At 55.5% G+C, this 22,849-nt stretch carries 27 protein-coding genes; 13 read left to right on the forward strand and 14 right to left on the reverse strand.

Annotation, left to right across the window (positions count from 1 at the left end):
- Window positions 1-16: 16 nt before the first annotated feature.
- The 9 genes from radA to pyrC all read right to left on the reverse strand — a co-directional run bounded on the left by radA (window position 17) and on the right by pyrC (window position 8,371).
- Window positions 17-1,381, reverse strand: a complete 1,365-nt coding sequence (gene radA / locus ACFE33_RS07250) for a DNA repair protein RadA (protein WP_380058503.1) — start codon at window positions 1,379-1,381, stop codon at window positions 17-19.
- A gap of 13 nt (window positions 1,382-1,394) precedes the next feature.
- Window positions 1,395-1,835, reverse strand: a complete 441-nt coding sequence (locus ACFE33_RS07255) for a paraquat-inducible protein A (protein WP_380058671.1) — start codon at window positions 1,833-1,835, stop codon at window positions 1,395-1,397.
- 62 nt (window positions 1,836-1,897) lie between these two features.
- Window positions 1,898-2,242: a hypothetical protein gene (locus ACFE33_RS07260; RefSeq protein ID WP_380058505.1), complete on the reverse strand. Its 345-nt coding sequence runs from the start codon at window positions 2,240-2,242 to the stop codon at window positions 1,898-1,900.
- A gap of 77 nt (window positions 2,243-2,319) precedes the next feature.
- Entirely contained in the window at window positions 2,320-3,066 is a 747-nt protein-coding gene (locus ACFE33_RS07265) for an ABC transporter ATP-binding protein (RefSeq protein ID WP_380058506.1), read from the reverse strand.
- Entirely contained in the window at window positions 3,063-3,842 is a 780-nt protein-coding gene (locus tag ACFE33_RS07270) for an MlaE family ABC transporter permease (protein WP_380058672.1), read from the reverse strand. Before ACFE33_RS07270 ends, ACFE33_RS07265 begins: the two co-directional genes overlap by 4 nt.
- Before the next feature lie 8 nt (window positions 3,843-3,850).
- Window positions 3,851-4,900 carry an alanine racemase gene (gene alr, locus ACFE33_RS07275; protein WP_380058508.1) on the reverse strand — a complete coding sequence of 350 codons (1,050 nt, stop codon included), beginning with the start codon at window positions 4,898-4,900 and terminating at the stop codon, window positions 3,851-3,853.
- A gap of 81 nt (window positions 4,901-4,981) precedes the next feature.
- Entirely contained in the window at window positions 4,982-6,454 is a 1,473-nt protein-coding gene (locus tag ACFE33_RS07280) for a replicative DNA helicase (RefSeq protein ID WP_380058674.1), read from the reverse strand.
- A gap of 182 nt (window positions 6,455-6,636) precedes the next feature.
- Complete coding sequence (locus ACFE33_RS07285; protein ID WP_380058510.1) at window positions 6,637-7,314, reverse strand: orotate phosphoribosyltransferase; 678 nt, start codon at window positions 7,312-7,314, stop codon at window positions 6,637-6,639.
- Between the two features lie 19 nt (window positions 7,315-7,333).
- Complete coding sequence (gene pyrC, locus ACFE33_RS07290) at window positions 7,334-8,371, reverse strand: dihydroorotase (RefSeq protein WP_380058512.1); 1,038 nt, start codon at window positions 8,369-8,371, stop codon at window positions 7,334-7,336.
- A gap of 199 nt (window positions 8,372-8,570) precedes the next feature.
- Here pyrC and ACFE33_RS07295 point away from each other — a divergent pair, with 199 nt between their 5' ends.
- From ACFE33_RS07295 to ureC, 5 genes are all read left to right on the forward strand, one after another.
- Window positions 8,571-9,428: an urease accessory protein UreD gene (locus tag ACFE33_RS07295; protein WP_380058514.1), complete on the forward strand. Its 858-nt coding sequence runs from the start codon at window positions 8,571-8,573 to the stop codon at window positions 9,426-9,428.
- Between the two features lie 8 nt (window positions 9,429-9,436).
- Window positions 9,437-9,739 carry an urease subunit gamma gene (locus ACFE33_RS07300; RefSeq protein WP_380058515.1) on the forward strand — a complete coding sequence of 101 codons (303 nt, stop codon included), beginning with the start codon at window positions 9,437-9,439 and terminating at the stop codon, window positions 9,737-9,739.
- Window positions 9,740-9,757: 18 nt separating this feature from the next.
- Window positions 9,758-10,063, forward strand: a complete 306-nt coding sequence (locus tag ACFE33_RS07305; protein WP_380058517.1) for an urease subunit beta — start codon at window positions 9,758-9,760, stop codon at window positions 10,061-10,063.
- On the forward strand, window positions 10,060-10,449 hold the full coding sequence (locus ACFE33_RS07310) for a lysozyme inhibitor LprI family protein (RefSeq protein ID WP_380058519.1): 390 nt from the start codon (window positions 10,060-10,062) through the stop codon (window positions 10,447-10,449). The genes ACFE33_RS07305 and ACFE33_RS07310 overlap by 4 nt, the downstream gene beginning before the upstream one ends.
- A gap of 70 nt (window positions 10,450-10,519) precedes the next feature.
- Window positions 10,520-12,229 (forward strand): urease subunit alpha, encoded by a 1,710-nt coding sequence (ureC, locus tag ACFE33_RS07315; RefSeq protein ID WP_380058521.1) that lies wholly within the window; start codon window positions 10,520-10,522, stop codon window positions 12,227-12,229.
- 21 nt (window positions 12,230-12,250) lie between these two features.
- Here the strand turns inward: ureC and ACFE33_RS07320 are convergent, their stop codons facing one another.
- Window positions 12,251-12,451: a hypothetical protein gene (locus ACFE33_RS07320; protein ID WP_380058523.1), complete on the reverse strand. Its 201-nt coding sequence runs from the start codon at window positions 12,449-12,451 to the stop codon at window positions 12,251-12,253.
- A 205-nt stretch (window positions 12,452-12,656) separates the two neighbouring features.
- Here ACFE33_RS07320 and ACFE33_RS07325 point away from each other — a divergent pair, with 205 nt between their 5' ends.
- The 4 genes from ACFE33_RS07325 to ureG are packed head-to-tail and all read left to right on the forward strand — an operon-like array spanning window position 12,657 to window position 14,725.
- Window positions 12,657-12,878 carry a DUF1127 domain-containing protein gene (locus ACFE33_RS07325; RefSeq protein ID WP_380058525.1) on the forward strand — a complete coding sequence of 74 codons (222 nt, stop codon included), beginning with the start codon at window positions 12,657-12,659 and terminating at the stop codon, window positions 12,876-12,878.
- 22 nt (window positions 12,879-12,900) lie between these two features.
- Window positions 12,901-13,428, forward strand: coding sequence for an urease accessory protein UreE (locus tag ACFE33_RS07330; RefSeq protein WP_380058526.1), 528 nt, complete (start codon window positions 12,901-12,903; stop codon window positions 13,426-13,428).
- A gap of 4 nt (window positions 13,429-13,432) precedes the next feature.
- Window positions 13,433-14,056, forward strand: a complete 624-nt coding sequence (locus tag ACFE33_RS07335; RefSeq protein ID WP_380058675.1) for an urease accessory protein UreF — start codon at window positions 13,433-13,435, stop codon at window positions 14,054-14,056.
- Window positions 14,057-14,107: 51 nt separating this feature from the next.
- Window positions 14,108-14,725 carry an urease accessory protein UreG gene (gene ureG, locus ACFE33_RS07340; protein ID WP_380058528.1) on the forward strand — a complete coding sequence of 206 codons (618 nt, stop codon included), beginning with the start codon at window positions 14,108-14,110 and terminating at the stop codon, window positions 14,723-14,725.
- Here ureG and ACFE33_RS07345 read toward each other — a convergent pair.
- The 3 genes from ACFE33_RS07345 to ACFE33_RS07355 all read right to left on the reverse strand — a co-directional run bounded on the left by ACFE33_RS07345 (window position 14,722) and on the right by ACFE33_RS07355 (window position 18,135).
- Entirely contained in the window at window positions 14,722-15,630 is a 909-nt protein-coding gene (locus ACFE33_RS07345) for a phosphoadenosine phosphosulfate reductase (protein ID WP_380058530.1), read from the reverse strand. The genes ureG and ACFE33_RS07345 overlap by 4 nt on opposite strands.
- A 151-nt stretch (window positions 15,631-15,781) precedes the next feature.
- On the reverse strand, window positions 15,782-16,837 hold the full coding sequence (locus tag ACFE33_RS07350) for a glycosyltransferase family 2 protein (protein ID WP_380058532.1): 1,056 nt from the start codon (window positions 16,835-16,837) through the stop codon (window positions 15,782-15,784).
- Window positions 16,838-16,923: 86 nt separating this feature from the next.
- Window positions 16,924-18,135: an acyl-CoA dehydrogenase gene (locus ACFE33_RS07355; protein ID WP_380058534.1), complete on the reverse strand. Its 1,212-nt coding sequence runs from the start codon at window positions 18,133-18,135 to the stop codon at window positions 16,924-16,926.
- Window positions 18,136-18,291: 156 nt separating this feature from the next.
- Between ACFE33_RS07355 and ACFE33_RS07360 the strand changes: the two genes are divergently transcribed.
- Window positions 18,292-19,200 (forward strand): AAA family ATPase, encoded by a 909-nt coding sequence (locus ACFE33_RS07360; protein WP_380058535.1) that lies wholly within the window; start codon window positions 18,292-18,294, stop codon window positions 19,198-19,200.
- Between the two features lie 5 nt (window positions 19,201-19,205).
- On the opposite strand, the gene ACFE33_RS07365 is transcribed toward ACFE33_RS07360, so the two are convergent.
- Window positions 19,206-19,493 (reverse strand): hypothetical protein, encoded by a 288-nt coding sequence (locus tag ACFE33_RS07365; protein ID WP_380058536.1) that lies wholly within the window; start codon window positions 19,491-19,493, stop codon window positions 19,206-19,208.
- A gap of 34 nt (window positions 19,494-19,527) precedes the next feature.
- Here ACFE33_RS07365 and ACFE33_RS07370 point away from each other — a divergent pair, with 34 nt between their 5' ends.
- From ACFE33_RS07370 to ACFE33_RS07380, 3 genes are all read left to right on the forward strand, one after another.
- The gene (locus tag ACFE33_RS07370; RefSeq protein WP_380058538.1) at window positions 19,528-20,781 is read left to right on the forward strand and encodes a VWA domain-containing protein; all 1,254 of its coding nucleotides are present in this window, start codon (window positions 19,528-19,530) and stop codon (window positions 20,779-20,781) included.
- A 66-nt stretch (window positions 20,782-20,847) separates the two neighbouring features.
- Entirely contained in the window at window positions 20,848-21,825 is a 978-nt protein-coding gene (locus tag ACFE33_RS07375) for an XdhC family protein (protein WP_380058540.1), read from the forward strand.
- A complete protein-coding gene (locus ACFE33_RS07380; protein WP_380058542.1) occupies window positions 21,822-22,808 on the forward strand; it encodes a molybdopterin-binding protein in 987 nt (328 codons plus the stop codon). The genes ACFE33_RS07375 and ACFE33_RS07380 overlap by 4 nt, the downstream gene beginning before the upstream one ends.
- Window positions 22,809-22,849: the final 41 nt, after the last annotated feature.

A 22,849-nucleotide genomic window follows, 5' to 3' on the forward strand; every position in this document is an offset into this window, starting at 1 on the left:
CTTCTCCTGTTTGGGGTTATGAATCCCCGAATACGTCCTTAACGAAGGTGGCGAGGTCTGGCACGGTGCTAACCTTCATCCCCGCGTGATTTAGTTTTTTACCGCCCGAGGGCGTGATAGCCGAGGAGAAACCAAGTTTTTCGGCTTCTTTCAACCTATTTTCCATTTGACCAACGGGTCTTAGAGCCCCTGATAAGCTAATTTCGCCGAAAACCACAGTGTCAGATGGCAAAGAATGATCTTCCCGCGCGGAAAGTAGCGCAGCCGCAACAGCTAAATCGGCGGCGGGTTCTGTCACGCGCAGCCCTCCAGCGACGTTCAGATAGACATCAAGGCCAGTAAACGGAACGCCGCACCGGGCCTCAAGAACGGCCAAAATCATCGCCAATCTGCTTCCGTCCCAGCCTACAACGGTGCGGCGAGCCTGAGAATGCGGAGAAGGGGATACGAGCGCTTGAAGCTCAACCAGAACGGGGCGGGTGCCCTCAATTCCAGAGAAAACAACCGAGCCGGGGGCGGGGTTTTCGCGATCGCCCATGAACAATGCGGAAGGATTCTTGACCTCGGCAAGTCCTTTGCCCGTCATTTCAAAAACGCCGATCTCGTCCGAGGGGCCATAGCGGTTTTTTACAGCACGCAGGATTCGGAATTGATGTCCGCGCTCGCCTTCAAAATACAACACGGTGTCCACCATGTGTTCAACAACGCGCGGTCCAGCTATTTGCCCTTCCTTGGTGACGTGTCCAACGAGGATAACGGCCATTCCCTTGCGCTTGGCGAACGTCGTCAACTCGTGACATGCCGCGCGGACCTGACTTACCGATCCTGGTGCGGAATCCACATTGTCGGCCCACATGGTTTGAATTGAGTCGATGATCGCGAGGTCGGGTTGTTCTGCTTCTAGAGTGGTGAGGATATCGCGCAGGTTGGTTTCCGCCGCGAGGCGAACGGGCGCATCCTGAAGGCCAAGACGCTGCGCGCGCATCCGCACTTGTGCGCTGGCTTCTTCGCCGGAAACATAGATCGTTTTTAGCCCCGCCCGAGAGAAGCTTGCCGCTGCCTGAAGCAGAAGCGTGGACTTCCCGATGCCCGGATCTCCCCCCACGAGCACAGCGCTTGAAGGCACAAGACCACCACCCAGAACGCGGTTTAACTCTCCTGATCCTGAGCGGGTCCGAGGGGGTGGGGCTTCTTCGGTCGCGAGATCAAACAGCGCGACTCTGCTTCCACGCTTTGTGCCGAGCGATTTGCTTGCTGGGCCAGAGGAAAACGGGACTTCTTCGGAAATCGTATTCCATTCACCGCAAGAGTCGCATTTCCCTGACCATTTGGAGAAGGTCGCCGCGCATGATTTGCAAACGAAGTTTTTTATTTTTGCCATAACGGTTTATTGCCTAAGCCCGCGCTTTTTCCAAGCGTTCAGTTGCGAATGAAATGGCTAAACTAATAAGAACACAGCCCGTAAAGGCATAAAGCCCCCAAGCAGCTTCGACACGGCCAACGCCAATCCCTTTGATGATCACGATATAGAGCGCCATAAGGAAAATATCGGCCATCGCCAGTCGCCCCAAGAAATGGATCGTTGGCAATGTGCGGCGATCCAGAAGATCGAAGTGCACCAGAGCAAGGCCAATCGTTTTCATATAGGGCGCAAATATCGCGAAGAATGTGACCAGTAGCGCCAAGAACACATCCGCCCCCCAGAGGCTTTGGAGGCCCGAGATGACTGATATTTCTGATAGGCTGAAGAGGGGGAGAATACCAGCGCGCAACAATGGTGCAAACCACGAGATGGGGAATGCAATCAGCAAACAGAGGTTGGCAATACGCAGCAGGCTCATCCGCATAGAGGTCGCAGTTTATGGCGACGGTTGCAAGAGAGAAGAGCGGGCGGTCCCTAGGTCAGAAAGCGCTCTTCTGGCAGCAAAACATCCTCAAACTCGCCGCGCGATTTGCGTGCTGCGTAGCGGCGGGTAAACGTGTTGCGGCGATTGCAGATTGCAACCGTTATCGACCAGAAAATGACTGGCGTTGTTGCCACGGCAAACGCCTCAAGGGGTGGGGCCGTTGCGGTGAGGATATCTTTGCCAATTGCGAAGGTTACATAAACTCCCCAAGCCGCATTGATCATATAGACGCTCCAATGATCGCTGCGCGAATACATCACACGTCGCGCAGCAAAGAACGTCACAATCGCAGGAGCGATCATAAAAATGAAGCGCACGTAATACTCAACCAGCATGGCATAAGTCTCCTATTGGCCAGAACCAAGACTTATGCTGATCAAATAATGCCTAACAATTCGTTAAAGCTGCTGGGTTAGCGTATGGCTTCGATCGGGCCCTCGGCGGTTCCGTTGATGAACTGCGTTAAATACGGGTCGCCGCTTGCGTCCATTTCTGCGACAGGGCCGGTCCATTGAATGACGCCGTTATGAAGCATCGCGACCTTATCGGCGATGGCGCGCACGCTTGACATATCGTGGGTGATGGTGATCGCAGTTGCACCCATTTCCACGACAATTTCGCGTATCAACTCATTGATAACGCCCGACATAATCGGATCGAGGCCAGTGGTGGGCTCATCGAAAAAGATGATCTCTGGTTCGGCTGCGATAGCACGAGCAAGCCCTACGCGTTTTTGCATACCGCCAGAGAGTTCCGACGGAAAAAGGTCCGCCACATCAGGCGAAAGTCCGACGCGGCGCAGTTTTTCAATGGCGATTTCGCGGGCTTCGGATTTTGGGCGCTTGAGGCTGCCGCGCAACAGGCGGAAGGCAACGTTTTGCCAGATCGACATGGAATCAAAGAGTGCACCGCCCTGAAAGAGCATCCCGAACCGCGCAAGAAACGCGTCGCGCTCGGCCTTCTTTACGTCTTCGCCATCAACGGAAATCTTGCCGCTATCGGGATGGACTAGTCCGAGTATGCATTTGATACAGATCGATTTTCCCGTTCCTGAGCCGCCGATGATAACCATGCTTTCGCCTCGCGGGAGCTCGAGGTCAACACCGCGTAGAACGTGGTTGTTTCCAAAGCTCTTATGTACGTTCGAAAGAGTGATCATATCGAGAAAAACACTCCGGTTAGGATGAAGTTCGCAGCCAAAATCAGAACCGCCGCAGCTTCGACTGCGCCCTTGGTTGCGCGCCCGACGCCCTGTGCACCTCTGCCGGAATTGATGCCATAGTAACAGCCCATAACAGCGGCGATGACGCCAAACACGGCGCCCTTGGCGAGCGATGAAATGATATCTAGTGGCTCAAGGAAATTGGCGGTGTTGTGGAGGTAAGCGGCGGAGTTAAACCCAAGGCTACCCGTTCCGATAATATAGCCGCCGAAAATACCAATGATATCGCCAATCCCAACGAGGATTGGAACCGTAATCAAAGCGGCAACAACCCGTGGAACAGCGAGGTATTTGATGGGATTGGTTGAGAGAGTCACGAGCGCGTCGATCTGCTCGGTTACGCGCATCGTTGCAATCTCGGCAGCGATAGAGGATGTGACGCGTGCTGCTATCATCAGGCCGACCAGAACGGGCCCAAGTTCGCGCACCATACCGATTGCAACGATCTGGGGAACAACAGCCTCAGCAGAGAAGCGTGCGCCGCCTGCATAGATTTGTAACGCCAGCGCTCCACCCGTAAAGATGGAGGTGAGGCCCACAACGGGAAGGCTGAAATATCCAATATTTACAATAGAGTGCAGCGTCTCTTTGAAGTAGAAGGGTGGGCGGAAGATATGCCCCGCGATCTGTCCTGCGAAAATCGCGACCCGACCAATGGCAGCCAAGAGGCCGATAACAGCACGGCCCAAGGCCGCGAGCGGAGCGGTTATCATACGCAGGATCACGACAGGATTTCTCCGTAGCGGCGCGTATAGCGATGGCCTAGCGACGTTAGAATTTCATAACCGATGGTGTCGGCTGCAAGCGCAAGGTCATCAACGGTTTGATGTTCGCAAAGTAGATCAAGTTGCTCGGGCGACTGGTCCAGATGCGTAATGTCGACCGTAATCAAATCCATCGAAACACGGCCGATGACTGGGCATGGGATGTTCCCGAACCAGAACATCGCATTGTTGCTTAGGGCGCGAAAAATGCCGTCCGCGTATCCACCCGAAACGGTAGCAACAACCGTTTGTTTATCTGCCTGCCAAGTACAGCCATACCCCACGGTGTCGCCTTCTTCGAGGGTGCGTGTTTGGATAACGGGGAGAGAAAGATGCACGACAGGCGATGCGTCTTCAAATGGGAGGCCACCATAGAGCCCAACGCCCGGACGGACAATATCGAAGTGATACTCTGACGGAAGTAAGATGCCGCCCGTGGCCGATAGGGAGAGCGGGGCAGACACACCTTGGGTCATGTTGCGAAAGTTCTGTAATTGCGCGTCATTGGCCGAGTGATCAGGCTCGTCTGCACAGGCAAGGTGGCTCATGACCAAGCGTGGCGACTGCGAGAGCGCAATGTCGCGCACCGCGTGCCATTCGGTTGGCTCCATGCCCAGTCTGCTCATGCCTGTATCAAGTTGTATGCCAAAGTGCGATCCCGGTAGAGATTCGAAATGCCGCGTGATCTGGCTGAGCGAATTGAGCATCGGCGTAAGTTGCAGATCGTGGATCATATCCGTGTCGCCCGCCATATGCCCTGAAAACACACAAATTTCTGGCCCGGGGCCGAGCGCTTGACGCACGCCGGCACCTTCTTCGGCGGTGGCGACGAAGAAGCGGCGCGCACCCACCTGAGCGAGAGCTTTGGCGACGCGGCTTACACCACAGCCATACCCGTCGGCTTTTACGACCGCGGCGGTTTCAACGGTTGGTCCCGTGAGAGCGTCCAGAGTACGCCAGTTTGAGGCCAGCGCGTTGAGATCAATTTTTAGTTTTCCTGTCGACATGGGCATCGTTTTGACGATTGCCGAAGGGAGTAGCAAGGGAAAATCAGCAGGGCACCTAAAACGAGCGAACGGCGCGCTAATTTAGTACCCCTGCGGGTCGCTCTGCCACTTCTTGGCGAGGTTGCCAAAGCGCGTAAACTGCCCTTCAAACGCAAGCTCGACGTGGCCGATAGGACCGTGACGCGCCTTGCCGATAATAACTTCGGCCTTACCGTGAAGTGCATCCATTTCCTCTTGCCAAGCTGCCATCTTATCAAGCTCGTGATCGCCCGGTTTTTCACGCTCTTTGTAGTATTCCTCGCGGAACACGAACATCACAACGTCGGCGTCTTGCTCGATCGAGCCCGATTCCCGCAGGTCGGAAAGCTGTGGGCGCTTATCGTCGCGGCTTTCAACCGTCCGCGAGAGCTGGGATAGGGCGATGACGGGAATGTCGAGTTCCTTGGCAATCGCCTTGAGGCCCTGCGTGATCTCTGAAACCTCGTTCACGCGGCTGTCTTTTGCGGATGCGGGGCGCACGAGCTGAAGATAGTCCACAATCAACGCATCAAGCCCGTGAGTACGCTTGAGGCGCCGCGCCCGTGCGGCAAGCTGTGAAATGGGCAGGGCGGGAGTGTCGTCGATGTAAAGCGGGCAACTCTCAAGTCGCTTGGCGGCTTCAACAAAGCGGCGGAACTCTTCTTCGGTCATGTCGCCGTTACGGATTTGCCCTGATGGAACTTCGGCAGCCTCAGAGAGAATACGCGTCGCGAGCTGCTCGGCGGACATTTCGAGGCTATAAAAACCCACGACGCCGCCTTCGATTGCGCCTTCGGTGCCGTCTGGGCGTTTGCCCTTTTTATAGGCCTTGGCGATATTATAGGCGATGTTGGTCGCAAGCGAGGTTTTCCCCATCGAGGGACGACCAGCAAGGATCAAAAGGTCGGAGCGGTGCAGGCCGCCCAGCATCTTGTCCATATCAATCAGGCCCATCGAAATACCTGCTAGGCCACCTTCGCGCTGATATGCGGTATTGGCGACGGTGACTGCCTCTGTCACCGCCTTGAGGAAGGACTGAAAGCCGCTTTCGGCTTGTCCTTGCTCTGCCATCGCATAAAGCGCCTGCTCGGCCTCAACGATCTGCTCTTTTGGTTCACTCGCCACGTCTACGTTGGCTGCTTTGTCCACGATCTCTCGGCCAAGCGCCATGAGTTCGCGGCGGATAGCTAGGTCATAGATGATTTGCGCATAATCTCGGGCCGCAAAGCTTGAAATCGCAGCGCCGGCTAGTCGAACAAGATAGGCGGGGCCGCCTAGCTCTTTCAGGCCTTCGTCATCCTCCATGAACGCTTTGAGCGTCACAGGAGAGGCGTTCATGTTCTTGGCGATGCGGTTTGAAGCCAGCTCATAGATTCGCGCATGAGTTGGTTCGTAGAAATGCGAGGCGTTCAGGACCGAGGCAACCCGATCGAACACTTCGTTATTGGTCAAAATCGCGCCGAGAAGCTGTTGCTCGGCTTCAATATTATGTGGCTGATATGGTGTCGATGACGTGTCGGACTGCGTCGTTGGCATTCCGGATTGATCATTAACAGGTACGATTTCGTTCATTGTTGCCCCCAATATGCAGGGGGTTCATAACGCAAGCAGGCCCGTTCTCGCAAACTGTATATTTTTGTGGATAACTGATTTGCCGCTTCATCTAGGCGATCAGCGAGGTGCTACGCCTAGATGTAGAATTATTACGCGTCGTAAACTTAAGATTTATGCGCTTCTTGCCAGCCGCGCGGGTCGTTGAGGAAGGCTTCGACTTCAGTCAGGGTCTCAGAATCAAACGCGCCCGAGTCTTTTGCTTCGGCAAGGACATCCCACCATGTGCAGAGGTGGTGAAGCCTCACACCGTGATCTCCGAGTGTCTTTTCGGTTTCGGGGAAAATACCGTAGTAGAAAATCACTGCAGTGTGGCCGCATGTTGCACCCGTTTCGCGGATGGCATCCACAAACGACAGCTTACTTCCGCCGTCGGTGGTTAGATCCTCGACCAGAAGAACGCGCTGTCCTTCGGTCATTTCGCCCTCAATACGCGCGTTGCGTCCGTAGCCTTTGGGTTTCTTGCGAACATAGCTCATGGGGAGGGCCATACGCTCGGCAACCATCGCACCGAACGGAATGCCCGCAGTTTCGCCGCCTGCGACATTGTCAAAGGCCTCAAAGCCCGCGTCGCGCATAACGGTCACTGTTAGGAAATCCATCAATGTGCTGCGAATGCGTGGATAGGAGATCAGCTTGCGGCAATCAATATACGTCGGGCTGGGCAGGCCGCTGGCGAGCGTGAAAGGCTCGCGCGCATTGAAGTGCACGGCCTTGATTTCCAAGAGCATTTTCGCGGTCAGACGCGCAATTTCTGTGGCGTCAGGATAAGAAGTGGGGATCATAGCGTGTCCTTTGGGCGGGCTAGGCCGTAACCGACCAGTGAAGCGGGAAGCCGGGATCGAAAACAGTTACAGTTTCATCGCCGACGGTGATTTTCTCGGGGTAGGTAACGGGTGCGCCCTTGGCAAGGGTCAGGGTCTTTTCACTTGCTGGCATGCCATAAAACGCGGGGCCGTTGAGCGATGTGAAGCTCTCTAGCTTGTCCAGCGCGTCTGCCTTCTCAAACACTTCCGCAAGGATTGACATCGTGTTGGTTGCGGTAAAGCACCCTGCACAGCCACATGCGTTTTCCTTGAGATTATCAGTATGCGGTGCGCTATCGGTTCCAAGGAAGAAACGTTTGTCTCCACTTGTTGCGGCCTCAAGGAGGGCAACGCGGTGCAGTTCGCGTTTGGCGACAGGTAAGCAATAGTAGTGCGGCTTGATTCCGCCAACCAGAATATGATTGCGGTTAATCACAAGGTGGTGCGTCGTGATGGTGGCTCCAAGGTTGTCTTGCGATTTGGCATAATCCACGCCGTCCTTGGTCGTGATATGCTCCATTACCGTCTTGAGTTCGGGCGTTGCGCGGCGGATCGGATCTAGGACGCGATCAATGAACACGGCCTCGCGGTCAAAAATATCAATCTCTGCGTCTGTCACTTCGCCATGAAGGCAAAGCGGCAAGCCGATCTCGGCCATCTTCTCAAGGGCAGGGCGCACTTTATCAAAGTTGCTGACGCCGCTTGCGGAATTGGTCGTCGCGCCCGCTGGGTAAAGCTTCACCGCAGAGATAAGTCCGCTTGCGTGTGCGGCGGCGATGTCGTCCGGATCGCTCTCTTCCGTGAGGTAGAGCGTCATGAGGGGATTAAAGTCTGCTCCCTCTGGCATCGCGGCCAGAATGCGGTCTTTGTATGCCTGAGCCTGGGCTCCGGTCACGACGGGGGGCACCAGATTGGGCATAATGATCGCACGGCCGAAATGGCGTGTGGTTTCGGGCAGGACAGCCGCAAGCATAGCGCCATCGCGCAGGTGCAGGTGCCAATCGTCGGGGCGCTTGAGCGTCAGTGTCTGGGTCATGCCCCTGCGCTACACAATTCGCGCGGGTTTTTCCAGCGTGGATTCTCGGAATTGTCTTTAGTGAAATTTCGGTGTCGGAGGATGCTCTGATTAAATTTTAAGCAAAGGTATATTTTTTCGGCACGAAATCGGCGGATTCCGAGGTGCGGCGCTTGCCACCCTATGGCGGCTTTCTTAGTTTCGGCTCGAAAGAGGGGCCATGCTGGACTTAACGAACAAAAATATTGACGAGTCGGCGCGCTCCTTGGGCCCCAAGATGCAGCGCATGGTTGGGCGTGGATTTGCGGATTTACAGGTTCGCGCTGGCCGTGTTCGGCTAAAGGGATTGCATCAATCCGGTTCGGCAAAGGTGTTTTTGCCATCTGTTCACGCGCCAATGCCAGAGGTTGTTTTTCTCAATACTGCGGGCGGTGTGACGGGCGGCGATCATATTTCATATGAATTGAATGTCGGTGCGAATGCATCTGCGACGGCGACGACGCAAACAGCGGAACGTGCATATGAATCCTCGGCGGGAACGGGCCTGATTGATGTATCGCTCACGGTTGCGGAAGGTGCGCGGCTTGATTGGTTGCCGCAGGAAACGATCTTGTTCCAAGGCTCCAACGTAAGGCGAAAAACCATCGTCGATCTCGCCACAGACGCGCGTTTTCTGATGGTCGAGACCATCGTTCTGGGGCGTGCAGCGATGGGAGAGACCTTAACAGATGCCTGCTTCGCCGATTGGCGTGAGGTCCGGCGCAACGGTGCGCCCGTTTGGATCGAACCTTTCGGGTTTGACGCCCGCGTTCTTGGTAATCCAGCAAGCAGCGTAACCCTTGCGCAGTCAAAGGCAATCTCGACCATTGGATACTTCGCGACAGGAGCAGAAGACGCCGTAACCCCCATTCGCCGCGCCATCGAGGGAATTGAGGGCGTCACCATTGCGGCGAGTGGTTGGAACGGCAAAGCGGTCGTGCGTTTGATGGCCGCAGATGCGTGGCCATTGCACCGCGCCCTTGCGAAAATATTGAGTGTGATACGCACGGAACCGCTTCCGCGCGTCTGGCAGAAATAGGGAAGAAAATGAACCTAAGTCCAAGAGAAAAAGACAAACTACTGATCAGTCTCGCTGCAATCGTCGCCCGTGGGCGGCTTGAGCGTGGCGTGAAGTTGAACCACCCAGAGGCCATTGCGCTTATCACCGATTTCGTGGTGGAGGGCGCGCGCGACGGGCGCACAGTCGCCGAGCTGATGGAGGCCGGCGCACATGTCATTACGGCTGAGCAATGCATGGAGGGGATTCCAGAGATGATCCACGATGTGCAGGTCGAAGCAACGTTTCCCGACGGCACCAAGCTAGTGACCGTGCACCATCCCATTCGTTAAGCAAAAAGTGAGGTTCAAATGATACCTGGCGAAATAATGACAGCAGAAGGCGAGATTACGCTAAACGAGGGGGCCGAAACCCGAACATGTATGGTCGCGAATACGGGTGATCGCCCCGTTCAGGTCGGGAGCCACTATCACTTTGCTGAAACTAATCCTGCGCTAGAGTTTGATCGTGAAATCGCGCGCGGAATGCGTCTTGATATTGCGGCTGGTACTGCGGTGCGTTTTGAACCTGGGCAGTCGCGCGAAGTCACGCTTGTTCCGCTGAGTGGAAAGCGCGAAGTGTACGGGTTTAATCAAGCGGTCATGGGGCGGCTATGAGGAAATCTCTACTCGCACTTCTATTGTTGGGAACACCCGCCTTTGCACAACAGGTCGATTGCAACGATGCCGTAACGCAGCGCGACATGAACCACTGTGCACACGAACGGTACATGACCGCCGATGCCGAGTTGAACCAAGCATGGGGGCCAGCGATGGCCCGAATGAAAGAGCTCGATAGTTTTGTGTCCGAAAGCGAAAAAGGTGCTGCCGATGCTCTCTTGGGGGCGCAACGGCTTTGGATCAAATACCGAGATGCGGCGTGCGAGGCCGAGAGTTGGACGTTTAAGGGGGGCTCTATGGAGCCGTTTGTCTATTCGTCCTGCCTAGAAGATCTAACGATCGCGCGCACCCAGCGCCTGAAGGATCTTGCTTCCGAGTATTAGCCGCCGTCGACGCCAAACAAAGAATATCCCGCCAATGACACTGAGTGGGAAATGAAACAGAGGAAAACCTATGCCTGCAAAAATTTCACGCGCGACCTATGCGGATATGTATGGCCCCACCACGGGCGACCGCGTTCGGCTTGCGGATACGGACCTGATAATCGAGGTTGAAAAAGACCTGACCACATATGGTGACGAGGTGAAGTTCGGTGGCGGCAAGGTAATCCGAGACGGCATGGGGCAAAGCCAGATGACCCGTGCCGAAGGAGCCGTCGATACCGTTGTGACCAACGCGCTAATTGTGGATACGACCGGTATTTATAAGGCTGACGTCGGTCTAAAGAGCGGCGTCATCGCAGCGATTGGCAAGGCGGGTAACCCCGATACGCAGCCAAACGTCGATATTATTATTGGCCCCGGCACCGAGGTAATCGCGGGCGAAGGGCGTATCCTCACGGCGGGTGGGTTTGATAGCCACATCCACTTTATCTGTCCCCAACAGATGGAAGACGCGCTTCACTCTGGCGTGACCACAATGCTCGGAGGGGGGACAGGCCCCGCGCACGGCACATTGGCGACAACCTGTACTCCTGGACCATGGCATATCGGGCGCATGTTGCAAGCCATTGATGCCGTTCCCATGAATATTGGCCTTGCGGGCAAGGGCAACGCGAGCCGCCCAGCCGCGCTTGAAGAAATGATCAAGGGCGGCGCCTGTGCGATGAAACTACACGAGGATTGGGGCACAACTCCCGGCGCGATTGATTGCTGCCTTACGGTCGCGGACGAGATGGACGTTCAGGTGATGATCCATACGGATACGCTGAATGAAAGCGGGTTCGTTGAAAATACGGTTGCGGCGATTAAGGGCCGCACAATTCACGCTTTCCACACCGAAGGAGCGGGTGGTGGACACGCGCCCGACATCATCAAGGTCGTTGGCGAGCAGCATGTGATCCCTTCCTCCACCAACCCGACGCGCCCTTATACAGTTAATACCATCGAAGAGCATCTCGATATGCTCATGGTTTGCCACCACCTTGATAAGGCTATTCCAGAGGACGTGGCCTTCGCAGAGAGCCGCATCCGACGCGAAACAATTGCCGCCGAGGATATCCTCCATGATCTCGGAGCGTTTTCGATCATTGCGAGTGATAGTCAGGCCATGGGGCGGGTTGGTGAAGTGGTGATCCGTACGTGGCAAACCGCTGATAAAATGAAGAAACAGCGCGGGCGACTATCTGAGGAAACGGGCGAAAACGATAACGTGCGGGTCAAGCGCTATATTGCAAAATATACGATCAACCCCGCGATTGCGCACGGTATTTCGCGCCACATCGGTACAATCGAGGTCGGTAAACGCGCGGATCTGGTTCTCTGGTCGCCGGCATTCTTTGGCGTAAAGCCCGAGATGGTGTTGATGGGCGGCTCCATAGTCGTGGCGCAAATGGGCGATCCGAATGCCTCGATCCCAACGCCACAGCCCGTTTATACACGTCCGATGTTCGGTGCGATGGGAGGGGCAGTTGCCCACTCCGCCGTGACCTTCGTGAGCGCCGCCGCCCAAGCAGATGGCCTCGGTAAATCGCTCGGTTTGAACAAGACTACGCTCGCGGTCGAAAATACGCGCAGCATCGGCAAATCGGACATGGTTATGAATAGCGCGACACCCAAGGTCGAAGTGAATCCGGAGACATACGAAGTTCGTGCGGATGGTGAGCTTTTGACGTGTGAGCCCGCCAAGAGCCTACCGATGGCTCAGCGCTATTTCATGTTCTAGGCCATGGGTGAGCGGAGCGCATTACTGACAGAAAATGCCATCGCGGTTGACGAGGTCAATGATGCCGTCCTCCTGCCATTCTGGGAGGCGACCATCGGGAGAGCGGCGCAAGGGCAGCTCATCGCGCGGTCCGATAAATGGTGGAATGTCGCGAAGCGGCGCACCAAAAATATGAGGGCGAATGGCAGTGGCCGCAGCGTGGGATACGAGGTGGTAAATCATAGGGTTCTTCTTTGGTTCTGCCACGACACTACAGGTGAGGTAGTTAAGGAAATGCAAAAATATACAGTAAAAATAGGGTTAACGGGGCAGGGGTTGCGCTCAGCGCATAGCCGGGTTTCGCAAACTCCCCTTGCTGCGGTGCAGCATGGGCTCCATATTGTTGGACAAGAAGACGATATTCGTACCGATGAAATGGAGAAGACAAATGGCATTCGTATCAACAGAAATTCAATCCGCAAAAGCACCTTCCGCACTCGCTGCAGTCGGGAAGAAAATCAGCGCGTTCTGGGGTTCCATCATCGACGCAAATTCACGTGCGAACGAAATTCAGCGCCTACAAGCCATGAGCGATCGTCAGCTCGCCGATATGGGTCTCAAGCGCGAAGACATTGCACGCCGTGTTTTTGGCGACATGATGCACATCTAAGTTTTGTGATGGGGGCGCCGCTATGACGCCCCCCACACAACCCACTCGGGATCCGCTTGCCTGTCATTCGGTCCTGACGGCGCACGATTTTGGGCATCTGCCAGAACCAGCGCGCACAGCCGCAGACACAATCGCATTGCCCTACGAGGGGCGCTTGTTGCGGCGCAAACGACTTCAGACATCCGCTGGCCGTATTGTCCTTCTTGACCTCGAGAAGGTCACGAACCTTGAACACGGCGGCGCGCTTGCGCTTGAGGATGGAAGTTTTGCCCGCATAGAGGCAGCGCCAGAGGCCGTATTGGTCGTTACTGGCGAAAACCTTCCTCGAATTGCGTGGCACATTGGCAATCGCCACACCCCCTGTCAGATCGAAGCCAATCACCTCATTATTCAACAGGACCACGTGCTCGCTAAAATGTTGGTGCAGCTTGGTGCGAAGGTAGAGGAAATGATGCGGCCGTTTAACCCCGAAGGGGGGGCCTATGGGCATGGGCGCACATTTGGCCATAGCCATGGGCCTGCCGATCATGCGCACGAGCATCACGAGTAGCGCGATGAACCTTGATTTACTCACTCTTACGCAATGGCTCTCGCCCGCATTCCCGCTTGGGAGTTTTGCTTATTCGCATGGGCTTGAGTATGCGGTGGAGGACGGACAGGTCACCGATAGTGCGGGGCTTGAGCGTTGGATTACGGATGTACTGGAATTTGGTGCGGGACATGTCGATGCGATCCTACTCTCTCAAAGTATGGCGGGGCAGGACTTAGCCGACGTTGCGCGAGCAATGGCCGCAAGCCGAGAGCGTTTAATTGAGACAGAAGCGCAGGGCCGTGCCTTTGCCGATACGGTGAATGGAATTGCCTATTTCGACCTGCCACACGCGCCATTACCCGTTGTTGTAGGAATGGCGGCGAGGCGTTTGTCTCTGACGTCAGAGGAAGTGGTAAGCCTATATTTACACGCGTTCGCGTCGAACTTGGTTTCGGTTGGCGTTCGCTTTGTTCCATTGGGCCAGACCGAAGGACAGAAAACCCTCGCGGCGCTTCATCCCACCATCCACCAAGTGGCCCGCAAAGCCGTCGCCGCGCAGGTGTCTGAGATTACGAGCGCTGCGTTTGCTGGTGATATTTCGGCGATGCGACACGAAACCATGGAAGTGCGGATTTTCAAGACATGAGAAAACCGCACGCAGGAAATAGTAGAATGACGACCCAAAAGGAGCCGCAAAATGCCATCTAAGAATGGTCCTCTTCGCGTTGGAATCGGTGGACCGGTGGGCGCGGGCAAAACGACGCTGACCGAGCAGCTCTGCCGTGCCTTAGCAGAGAAATATTCCGTCGCCGTCATCACCAACGACATTTACACGCGCGAGGATGCGGATGCCTTGGTCAGGGCGCAAGTCCTTCCCGAAGCGCGCATTCGCGGGGTCGAAACGGGCGGCTGTCCACACACAGCGATCCGAGAGGACGCAAGCATAAACCTTGCCGCAGTCGCGGACCTCTCCGAAGCCTTCCCTGATCTTGATGTCGTGCTGATCGAAAGCGGCGGCGATAATCTGGCGGCAACGTTTTCGCCAGAGCTTGCGGATTTAACGCTCTATGTCATTGATACCGCCGCTGGTCAGGATATCCCGCGCAAGAAGGGGCCGGGACTTACCCGTAGTGACCTGTTGATCGTGAATAAAGTCGACTTGGCGCCATATGTCGGCGTTGATCTGGCGCAGCTTGAATCGGATGCAACACAAGCGCGCCGAGAGAGGCCATTCGTTATGGCGGCGCTTAAATCCGGCAAAGGTGTAGATGATGTTGCCGCGTTCATTGTTGAACAGGGTGGCTTGTTGGGTTAGGCGGAATTGGCCGTTTCACCCAGAAATGCACGAATTTGGGTGAGGTGCTTCTTGAAATAAGCGCTGTCTGCGCTCTGTTGTGCGCCACGACAAAGCGCTGCGGCGAGCAGTAAGCGATCATCGTCCTGAAGGCGCTGCAGAAGCGCTCGCAAGTAGGGTCCATGGCTTAGACGTGCGCGGTAGAGTTCAAAGAAATCCTGAGCGTCCATATCGCCCGTACATGCTGCTTCAATCAATGGCTGGAGGATGTCCATTTCCTCAAAGCTCTTGAGAATAGCGTTTCCTAGGTTAGGGCAGCGAAGCTTCTGGACATTAGCGCTATTGAAAAGGGTCGCGTGCATTGCGTCCATATCTTCTTCGGGGTCAAAGATGATGAATGCCCGCTCTGTTTCGGCCACCATATCAGGGGCATAGCCGTAACGATCTGTGAAATTCCGACGGCGTTGCCCGACAAACCGCCTGTCCCAAGGGACAACTGCGGGATCTAATGTTGCTTGCGGTTGAATGGCCAAGACAGTTGCATCAGGAGCCGCAATCGAGAAGGCCGTCGCGCCATAGCCGCCCATGCCTTCGCCAAAAAATACAACCTGATCAAAATTCTCAAAGAACCCTTCGTCAATCAGGCGGTCAAAATAGGCATAGACATCGGGGTCGCGATACCATGTGTTCGAATGCGCCAGAATACATAGGTTGGAATAGCCATTCGCGGCGGTCATCCGAAATCCGAGCGGTTCGGCTGTGAGGGATTTGCAATGAATGCCACGAATTGACTCGAATGTGACGATCAAAACGGGGCCAGCCTCGGTTAGAATTGCGGAGTGTTGATCGCCAAGTGGTTCAAAATATCCGCGTTCCTGTCCTTCTTGCTCTAGCTTTTCAAGCCAAAGACGCGTGTTCTCGTTCAAATTTTGGGCACCACTTAACGCCATTTCAAGACCTTTACTCGTTCCATATGAGTGTGGGCTCATACGGAGGTATTTTCAATACCCGCTTTTCCCAGCCAATTTGGGCAAAATTGGGATGGAAGATAGGTATTTTAAGGAGGCGTTTGGCTAACTATTCGGGCGTGTTCTGCTTCTTGGCGCCGATGCGGTAAGACATCAGTTCTTTGGCCTTTGAGGGCGCGATCGGCTCACTAGGCGGCGTCATCAGCAGTCGTCCGTAAATCGCGCGATTTTCCTCTTCGCGGAGGAGAGTTTCAAAGGTCGACTTACGCCATGCAACAGCTTGTTCGTGGAGCTTGGAGAGCGTCGGGTCGGCGCGCAGTTCGGAAAGAATAGGGGCGGATTTATCCTTATGGCGCAATATGCTGTTGTCATGGGATTGGTTGAAATTGCGCTCCACCCAATAGTCCATACCCAATCCGGCGTCCGCACGGTTCACCCGCCCACGGGCACGTTTCATTACATAGCTTTGCTTTGCGCCAAGCGCATAGTGATTTAGCTGTGCCAAGGGATAGTTGTCGCGTCCGAAACTGCTAAACAGTCGGCGTGTCTTGATCGCGGGGTCTCGGATCTCTTGGCCGCGCGTATCCATCCAGATAACTTCATCCAAACGGGATTTATCCGGGCTGCGCGGACGGTGTACACCCATTTTGCCATAGATACCGTCGTTCTTGAAAAGTGTCTTGAACATCGCCGCCCGCCACGGCCAATGCAGCACCGCTGGCGCGGCCTGTTGGAACTGTTCGGTAATGGGGGCGTCGATATATTCATCCACGCCTGCGTTGCCAAACAGCCGCCATGTGAGCGGGATCGCCGTTGCCTGTGGGAGAGCGTCAAGCAATGCCGAGAGCGTACCGTCGCCTGTGTGAATGTTCACAAATTCGTCGATGTCGATGCACATAAGCCAATTTGCGCCGCGCACGAGCGGGTGCTTGTCGGCTTGCTTTAGCGCGGTCCACTGTATGCCCGCCGCTGCATAGGGCCCTGGATTGGGAACATGCGTAAGCATTCCCAACTCTGCCAAACGGTCGAGCATGGCATCAGTGCCATCCGAGCAATCATTTGAAAAGACCAGAAAATCTGTAAAGCCGATAGCATGATGATGCGCTATCCATTCCAGTAGGAAGGCAGCTTCGTCACGAACAGTCAGAACAGCGGTAAACTTCATGCCGCAGGTGTAACAGGCTGTGCGCATAGGCCAAAATGGTTTCAGGCCCATGCGCAGTTTTTTCCGTCTAAGACGCTATTTTTGCATTAAAAGAACGCCTGCAAGCCTGTCTGTGCACGTCCAAGAATGAGCGCGTGAACATCATGGGTTCCCTCATAGGTATTGACGGTCTCGAGGTTAACCATGTGGCGCATGACTTGGAATTCTTCGGAGATACCATTCCCGCCGTGCATATCACGCGCCATACGAGCGATACCCAGCGCCTTGCCACAGTTGTTACGCTTCATCATCGAGATCATTTCTGGCGCGGCCTTTGCTTCATCCATCAAACGCCCAACGCGCAGCGATCCTTGTAGACCAAGGGTGATTTCAGTCTGCATATCCGCCAATTTCTTCTGAAAGAGCTGGGTTTGCGCCAATGGGCGGTTAAATTGGTGCCGATCAAGACCGTACTGACGCGCCGCGTGCCAGCAATACTCTGCTGCGCCCAGAACACCCCAACTGATGCCGTAGCGCGCACGGTTCAAACAGCCGAAAGGCCCCTTGAGGCCCTGAATGTTCGGAAGGAGTGCGTCTTCGCCAACTTCTACACCCTGCATTACGATTTCACCCGTGATCGAGGCGCGAAGCGAAAGCTTGCCCGCGATTTTCGGAGCCGAGAGGCCCTTCATGCCTTTCTCAATGATAAAACCGCGGATTTTCCCTTCGTGTGCGTCGGACTTTGCCCAAACAACAAAGACATCTGCGATGGGGCTGTTTGATATCCACATCTTGTTGCCGGTAATGCGATAACCGCCGTCGATTTTCTCGGCACGGGTTTTCATGCCGCCGGGATCAGAGCCCGCGTCCGGTTCCGTCAGGCCAAAACACCCGATGAGTGTACCTGCCGCAAGGCCGGGGAGGTATTTCTTGTGCTGCTCGGGCGATCCGTAAGCGTAAATCGGGTACATAACGAGGCTGCTCTGAACCGACATCATCGAGCGATAACCAGAATCAACGCGTTCAACTTCGCGCGCAACGAGGCCATAAGAAACATAGCCAGCGCCCAAGCCGCCCAAGTCCTCTGGGATCGTAACGCCCAAGAGGCCCGACTCGCCCATCATCGCGAAAATCTCTGGATCTGTCTGTTCTTCGCGGTACGCATCAATGATGCGGGGTTGCAGCTTGTCTTGGGCAAAATCGCGTGCGCCGTCGCGAAGCATTTGTTCTTCTTCGCTTAATTGGTCTGAGAGACGAAAGGGATCTTCCCAATCGAATGTTCCCAGATCGGGTGCGTTTTTACCGGTGAGTTGCTGCATGAATTCCTCCTGCGAGATTGTGATGCCCAATCGGTAACGAAGCCCAAAGGAAAGCGCAATTCCATCCGAGACAAATTCTAATCTGGGACGCGTATGGGAAAGACCTTGACCTATGGCAGGTGATTTGCAGCAATGGGTCAACCAAAGGGAGCAGTCATGACCCAGCCAAATTCAATCGATGCCGTTCAAGAGCTTTTGTCCGAACAGGGATACGTCTGTGGGAGGGACCTTGCGACGGTGGTGTACTTGGCGCTTTCGCTTGGGCGGCCACTGTTTCTGGAAGGTGAGGCGGGTGTGGGGAAGACCGAGATCGCCAAAGCCATCGCCGCGTCCCTTGGGCGCAAGCTGATCCGTTTGCAATGTTACGAGGGGCTTGATGCAAGCTCGGCGGTATATGAGTGGAACTTCGCCGCACAGATGATCGCTATTCGCACCGCAGAAGCGGCGGGCGGTGCAGATCGGAGCGATCTGACAAAGGAGTTGTTCGGGGAGGATTACCTCATTGAGCGGCCATTGCTAGAGGCCATGCGCCCACATTCCGAAGGGCCGCCCGTTCTGTTGATTGACGAATTGGATCGCACGGACGAACCCTTCGAGGCATTCCTGCTAGAGGCGTTATCCGACTTTCAGGTAACGATCCCCGAGCTTGGTACAATCAAGGCAAGTGAGCCGCCGATTGTGATCCTTACGTCCAATAGAACTCGCGAGGTCCACGACGCCCTAAAACGTCGCTGCCTGTACCATTGGGTGGATTACCCCGATTTCGACCGAGAACTTGAAATCGTGAACGCACAAGCGCCAGAGGCAAGTGCGTCGCTCTCTCGCGAGGTTGTTGCGTTTGTTCAGGAGTTGCGCAAACAGGATTTGTTCAAGAAACCAGGAGTGGCAGAAACAATAGACTGGGCGAAATGCCTGCTTGCGCTAGATGCGGTTGCCCTAAGTCCCGAAGTTATTGCCGACACGCTTGGGGCTGTTCTGAAATATCAGGACGACATCCAGAAAATGCAGCACGGCGAGGCCGCGAACATCTTGAAGGCAGCAAGGGCAGAGTTGGGGGCGGCGTGAGAACCCTAGTCGAAGAACCCGTCAAGGGCAGCAAGGTCTGGAATCTGTTCGAATTCGGGGTGCCCTTTGATCGGCGCTTCTTCCCACGTAAGGGCAACAACAGCGATGAAGTCGGGTGTTCCCTTAAAGGAAAAGACAGCTTCGTCGCTTTCGGCGCTCTGTGCTATGGCGCGTGCTTCACGTTCAAACAATGGGTGATCCGTGGCCAGTTCCGCGCGCAACTCATCTTCGAGAGCTTTGGGGTTGACGGGAAGTTCCCAACCATTGGGCAGTGTCGTGTTTTCAGTACTCATACCCATGGCCTAGCGCACAGAGACGCGGATTTCCATGGCTGAATTTCATCCCCTCGAAATTCCCGCGGAAGGGAAGCTTGTTGACAACATAACCCATTTCGCGCGCGCATTGCGCCGAGCGGGAATTCCCGTCGGGCCCAGCCGTGTCATAGAAGCCATTCGCGCCGTAGAGGCCACGGGGTTTACCCGCAAAGAGGATTTCTACTGGGTCCTTCATGCCGTGTTTGTGAGTAAGCCCGAGCACCGCGTTGTGTTTGCACAGGTCTTTCGCCTGTTCTGGCGCGACCCTTCGTTTCTTGAGCATATGATGTCGATGCTGCTGCCTGCTGTACGCGGGGTACAAGAAGAACGCCGCGCCGCTGCCGCCGAAAAACGCGGGGCGGAGGCGCTTTTGCCTGCTGCCGCGCCCGAGCTGCCAGAGAATTCGATCACCGATACAGAGATCGAGATAGACGCGCGCCGTACCGCGTCGGCGGAGGAGGTACTGCGTCGGTTGGATTTTGAGCAGATGAGTATCGCAGAGATGGAAGAAGCGAAACGTATGCTTGCAAAGCTTCACCTGCCTATACAGCCGCTAAAATCCCGTCGTTCATTCGGACATCCGCGTGGTCGTATGGCGGACTGGCAAGCAACCATGCGTCGGGCAATGCGCACAGGTGGCGAAATCCAGACACTTGCCCAAAAGAAGCCGCGCGAACGCTGGCCAAATTTGGTTGTGCTATGTGATATCTCTGGGTCAATGAGCCAATACTCTCGCGCTGTTCTGCATTTCCTACATGCGGTTGCCAATCAGCGCGGGGCGGGGTGGGCCAAGGTCTATGGCTTTACCTTTGGTACATCGCTTACCAACATAACGCGCCACCTCGCCAAACGTGATGTGGATGCCGCACTCGCCCTTGCGGGTGCAGAGGCACAAGATTGGGAAGGAGGGACCAAGATCGGAGAATGTTTGCACGCGTTTAACCGTGACTGGTCCAGACGTGTGTTAGGGCAAGGAGCAGTTGTTATTCTTGTGAGTGACGGTCTCGATTGTGGCCCGCCCGACGTGCTTGAGAAAGAAATGGAGCGCCTTCACCTGTCCGCGCGGCAATTGATATGGCTTAACCCTTTGCTAAGGTACGATGGCTTTGCGCCCAAAGCGCGGGGAGTGGCGGCAATGCTTCCGCATGTAGACAGCTTCCGCACTGGGCATAACATAGCTTCGCTCGAAGGGTTGGCCGAGGCACTAAACACCCCCGCAGATAGCGGAGAGCAAGCGCGCATGCTTGCGCTTCTCAGGCAAGAATAGAGATTGTGGCGCAGCTCGCATTTGATAGACTCCGCCTTATCGAGGCCAGACACAGGAAAACGCGACATGACCCATAGCTTTGATAACATTCCGGAAACAGCTTTGGCTTGGCATCGCGAAGGAATTGGCTCTGTACTTGCGACTGTGGTTGAAACGTGGGGTTCCGCTCCGCGACCTGTTGGAAGTCAGCTCGCTATTTCAGGAGAGGCAGGCATCGCGGGGTCTGTCTCTGGCGGATGTGTCGAGGGGGCCGTTGTGACCGAGGCGCTAGATGCGCTAGAGGACGGAAAGCGACGCATCCTTGAGTTCGGTGTCTCGGATGATGCGGCCTTTGCTGTGGGGCTTGCGTGTGGGGGACGCATAAGGGTGATGGTAGAACCCGTGGGGTCCGCGCTCCCTCTCGAAATTCTGGAAGAGTTGTGTGCCAAGCGGAAACAGCGCATCCCCGTAGCCTATGTTGTTAATACCGAAGCGGGAACCGTTACCCTTACGGGGAGTGACCGCCACCCAGAACGTTTTCGCGCAGACCGCTCAGGGTTTGAAGAGGACGGCGTGACCTTTGTCGGGCTACATAATCCACCGCTTCGGATGGCAGTCATCGGTGCTGTTCATATTGCACAGCCACTCGTTGGGATGGCGCGGGCGGTTGGCTATGATCCGATCATCATCGACCCGCGCGCGGCCTTTGCCACAGAAGAACGCTTTCCCGATGAACAGATCGAGAATGAAGCGTGGCCGGATGAGGCGCTAGAGAATTGGGGCATAGATACCCGTACAGCGGTTATCACCCTCTCGCATGATCCCAAGATAGATGACCCCGCAATCATTACTGCGCTCAAGTCGAAGGCGTTCTATATCGGCTGTCTTGGCTCCACCCGCACACACGCGAAGCGGCTGACTCGCCTTGAGGAGGAGGGGTTCGACGCCGAAGCGCTTGCCCGCATCCACGGGCCAATCGGACTTAGCATCGGTGCGAAATCACCCGCCGAGATTGCAATTTCGATTATGGCAGAGGTTACACGCGTCCTGAGGCAAGGCGCATGAAGTTTGGCTCTGTTCCATTGAGCGAAGCGCTGGGCGGGATATTGGCTCACTCAGTTCCGCTGAAAGAGGGCCGGATGCGCAAGGGGAAGGTTCTCGGTTCTTCGGCTCTCGACCAGTTGCGCAACGCAGGGATCACAGAGGTCGTCGTCGCCCAGCTAGAGGACGGTGATATCGAGGAGAACGCCGCAGCCTCCAGCATTGCCGAAGCAATCACCGCAAGGGACAGCGGCCTTCGCTGTACAAATGCGGCGACGGGCCGTGTGAATATTCTCGCTGAATGCGCAGGCATCGCCGAGATTGACGCCGAAGCGATCGAAGCGCTCAACCTGATCCACCCGATGATCACCGTTGCAACCGTTGCACCATTTGCACGGATGATCGAGGGGGGGATGGTGGCCACGGTCAAGATCATATCCTACGGCGTCGCCGAAAAGGACGTTACACGCGCCTGTGACATGGCCCGAGAGGCGCTGGGCCTGCGACAGGCCAAATACAGGACAGCAACGCTCATCCAGACCGTAATTGGCGAGAGTGACGCTGCCAAAGGACTTTCCTCGACCCAAAAACGCTTAGCCGCGCTGGGCATTGAATTGACAGGACAGGATGTTGTGTCGCACGACATAGACGAACTGAGCGAAGCTATTCGCTCGGCGCAGGGCGAGGTGGTGCTCATTTTGACGGCCTCGGCCACGTCAGATATTCGCGATACGGCCCCAGCGGCACTTTTGGCCGCGGGCGGTGAAATTACCGCGTTTGGAATGCCCGTAGACCCCGGAAACCTCTTGTTTTTTGGAGTATTGGGCAACAAGCCGGTGATCGGATTACCAGGGTGCGCGCGCTCTCCTGCACTTAATGGTGCTGATTGGGTTATGGAACGCTTGCTTTGTGGGGTCGAAGTGTCCCAAACTGACATCGCGCGCATGGGCGTCGGGGGATTGCTCAAGGAAATTGCCTCAAGACCACAACCTAGGGCGCTCAAATAATGAGATAAATTTGCGTACTGCCATAAACCACGTAATTTTCA

The sequence above is a fragment of the Falsihalocynthiibacter sp. SS001 genome, assembly GCF_042445055.1.
Taxonomy (GTDB): Bacteria; Pseudomonadota; Alphaproteobacteria; order Rhodobacterales; family Rhodobacteraceae; genus Falsihalocynthiibacter.

What these genes read in the sequence shown, in the direction of transcription:
- radA (WP_380058503.1), bottom strand. Translation starts at nt 1,381, where the DNA reads ATGGCAAAAATAAAAAACTTCGTTTGCAAATCATGCGCGGCGACCTTC.
- ACFE33_RS07260 (WP_380058505.1), bottom strand. Translation starts at nt 2,242, where the DNA reads ATGCTGGTTGAGTATTACGTGCGCTTCATTTTTATGATCGCTCCTGCG.
- ACFE33_RS07265 (WP_380058506.1), bottom strand. Translation starts at nt 3,066, where the DNA reads ATGATCACTCTTTCGAACGTACATAAGAGCTTTGGAAACAACCACGTT.
- ACFE33_RS07270 (WP_380058672.1), bottom strand. Translation starts at nt 3,842, where the DNA reads ATGATAACCGCTCCGCTCGCGGCCTTGGGCCGTGCTGTTATCGGCCTC.
- alr (WP_380058508.1), bottom strand. Translation starts at nt 4,900, where the DNA reads ATGTCGACAGGAAAACTAAAAATTGATCTCAACGCGCTGGCCTCAAAC.
- ACFE33_RS07280 (WP_380058674.1), bottom strand. Translation starts at nt 6,454, where the DNA reads ATGCCAACGACGCAGTCCGACACGTCATCGACACCATATCAGCCACAT.
- ACFE33_RS07285 (WP_380058510.1), bottom strand. Translation starts at nt 7,314, where the DNA reads ATGATCCCCACTTCTTATCCTGACGCCACAGAAATTGCGCGTCTGACC.
- pyrC (WP_380058512.1), bottom strand. Translation starts at nt 8,371, where the DNA reads ATGACCCAGACACTGACGCTCAAGCGCCCCGACGATTGGCACCTGCAC.
- ACFE33_RS07295 (WP_380058514.1), top strand. Translation starts at nt 8,571, where the DNA reads ATGCTGGACTTAACGAACAAAAATATTGACGAGTCGGCGCGCTCCTTG.
- ACFE33_RS07300 (WP_380058515.1), top strand. Translation starts at nt 9,437, where the DNA reads ATGAACCTAAGTCCAAGAGAAAAAGACAAACTACTGATCAGTCTCGCT.
- ACFE33_RS07305 (WP_380058517.1), top strand. Translation starts at nt 9,758, where the DNA reads ATGATACCTGGCGAAATAATGACAGCAGAAGGCGAGATTACGCTAAAC.
- ACFE33_RS07310 (WP_380058519.1), top strand. Translation starts at nt 10,060, where the DNA reads ATGAGGAAATCTCTACTCGCACTTCTATTGTTGGGAACACCCGCCTTT.
- ureC (WP_380058521.1), top strand. Translation starts at nt 10,520, where the DNA reads ATGCCTGCAAAAATTTCACGCGCGACCTATGCGGATATGTATGGCCCC.
- ACFE33_RS07320 (WP_380058523.1), bottom strand. Translation starts at nt 12,451, where the DNA reads ATGATTTACCACCTCGTATCCCACGCTGCGGCCACTGCCATTCGCCCT.
- ACFE33_RS07325 (WP_380058525.1), top strand. Translation starts at nt 12,657, where the DNA reads ATGGCATTCGTATCAACAGAAATTCAATCCGCAAAAGCACCTTCCGCA.
- ACFE33_RS07330 (WP_380058526.1), top strand. Translation starts at nt 12,901, where the DNA reads ATGACGCCCCCCACACAACCCACTCGGGATCCGCTTGCCTGTCATTCG.
- ACFE33_RS07335 (WP_380058675.1), top strand. Translation starts at nt 13,433, where the DNA reads ATGAACCTTGATTTACTCACTCTTACGCAATGGCTCTCGCCCGCATTC.
- ureG (WP_380058528.1), top strand. Translation starts at nt 14,108, where the DNA reads ATGCCATCTAAGAATGGTCCTCTTCGCGTTGGAATCGGTGGACCGGTG.
- ACFE33_RS07350 (WP_380058532.1), bottom strand. Translation starts at nt 16,837, where the DNA reads ATGAAGTTTACCGCTGTTCTGACTGTTCGTGACGAAGCTGCCTTCCTA.
- ACFE33_RS07355 (WP_380058534.1), bottom strand. Translation starts at nt 18,135, where the DNA reads ATGCAGCAACTCACCGGTAAAAACGCACCCGATCTGGGAACATTCGAT.
- ACFE33_RS07360 (WP_380058535.1), top strand. Translation starts at nt 18,292, where the DNA reads ATGACCCAGCCAAATTCAATCGATGCCGTTCAAGAGCTTTTGTCCGAA.
- ACFE33_RS07365 (WP_380058536.1), bottom strand. Translation starts at nt 19,493, where the DNA reads ATGAGTACTGAAAACACGACACTGCCCAATGGTTGGGAACTTCCCGTC.
- ACFE33_RS07370 (WP_380058538.1), top strand. Translation starts at nt 19,528, where the DNA reads ATGGCTGAATTTCATCCCCTCGAAATTCCCGCGGAAGGGAAGCTTGTT.
- ACFE33_RS07375 (WP_380058540.1), top strand. Translation starts at nt 20,848, where the DNA reads ATGACCCATAGCTTTGATAACATTCCGGAAACAGCTTTGGCTTGGCAT.
- ACFE33_RS07380 (WP_380058542.1), top strand. Translation starts at nt 21,822, where the DNA reads ATGAAGTTTGGCTCTGTTCCATTGAGCGAAGCGCTGGGCGGGATATTG.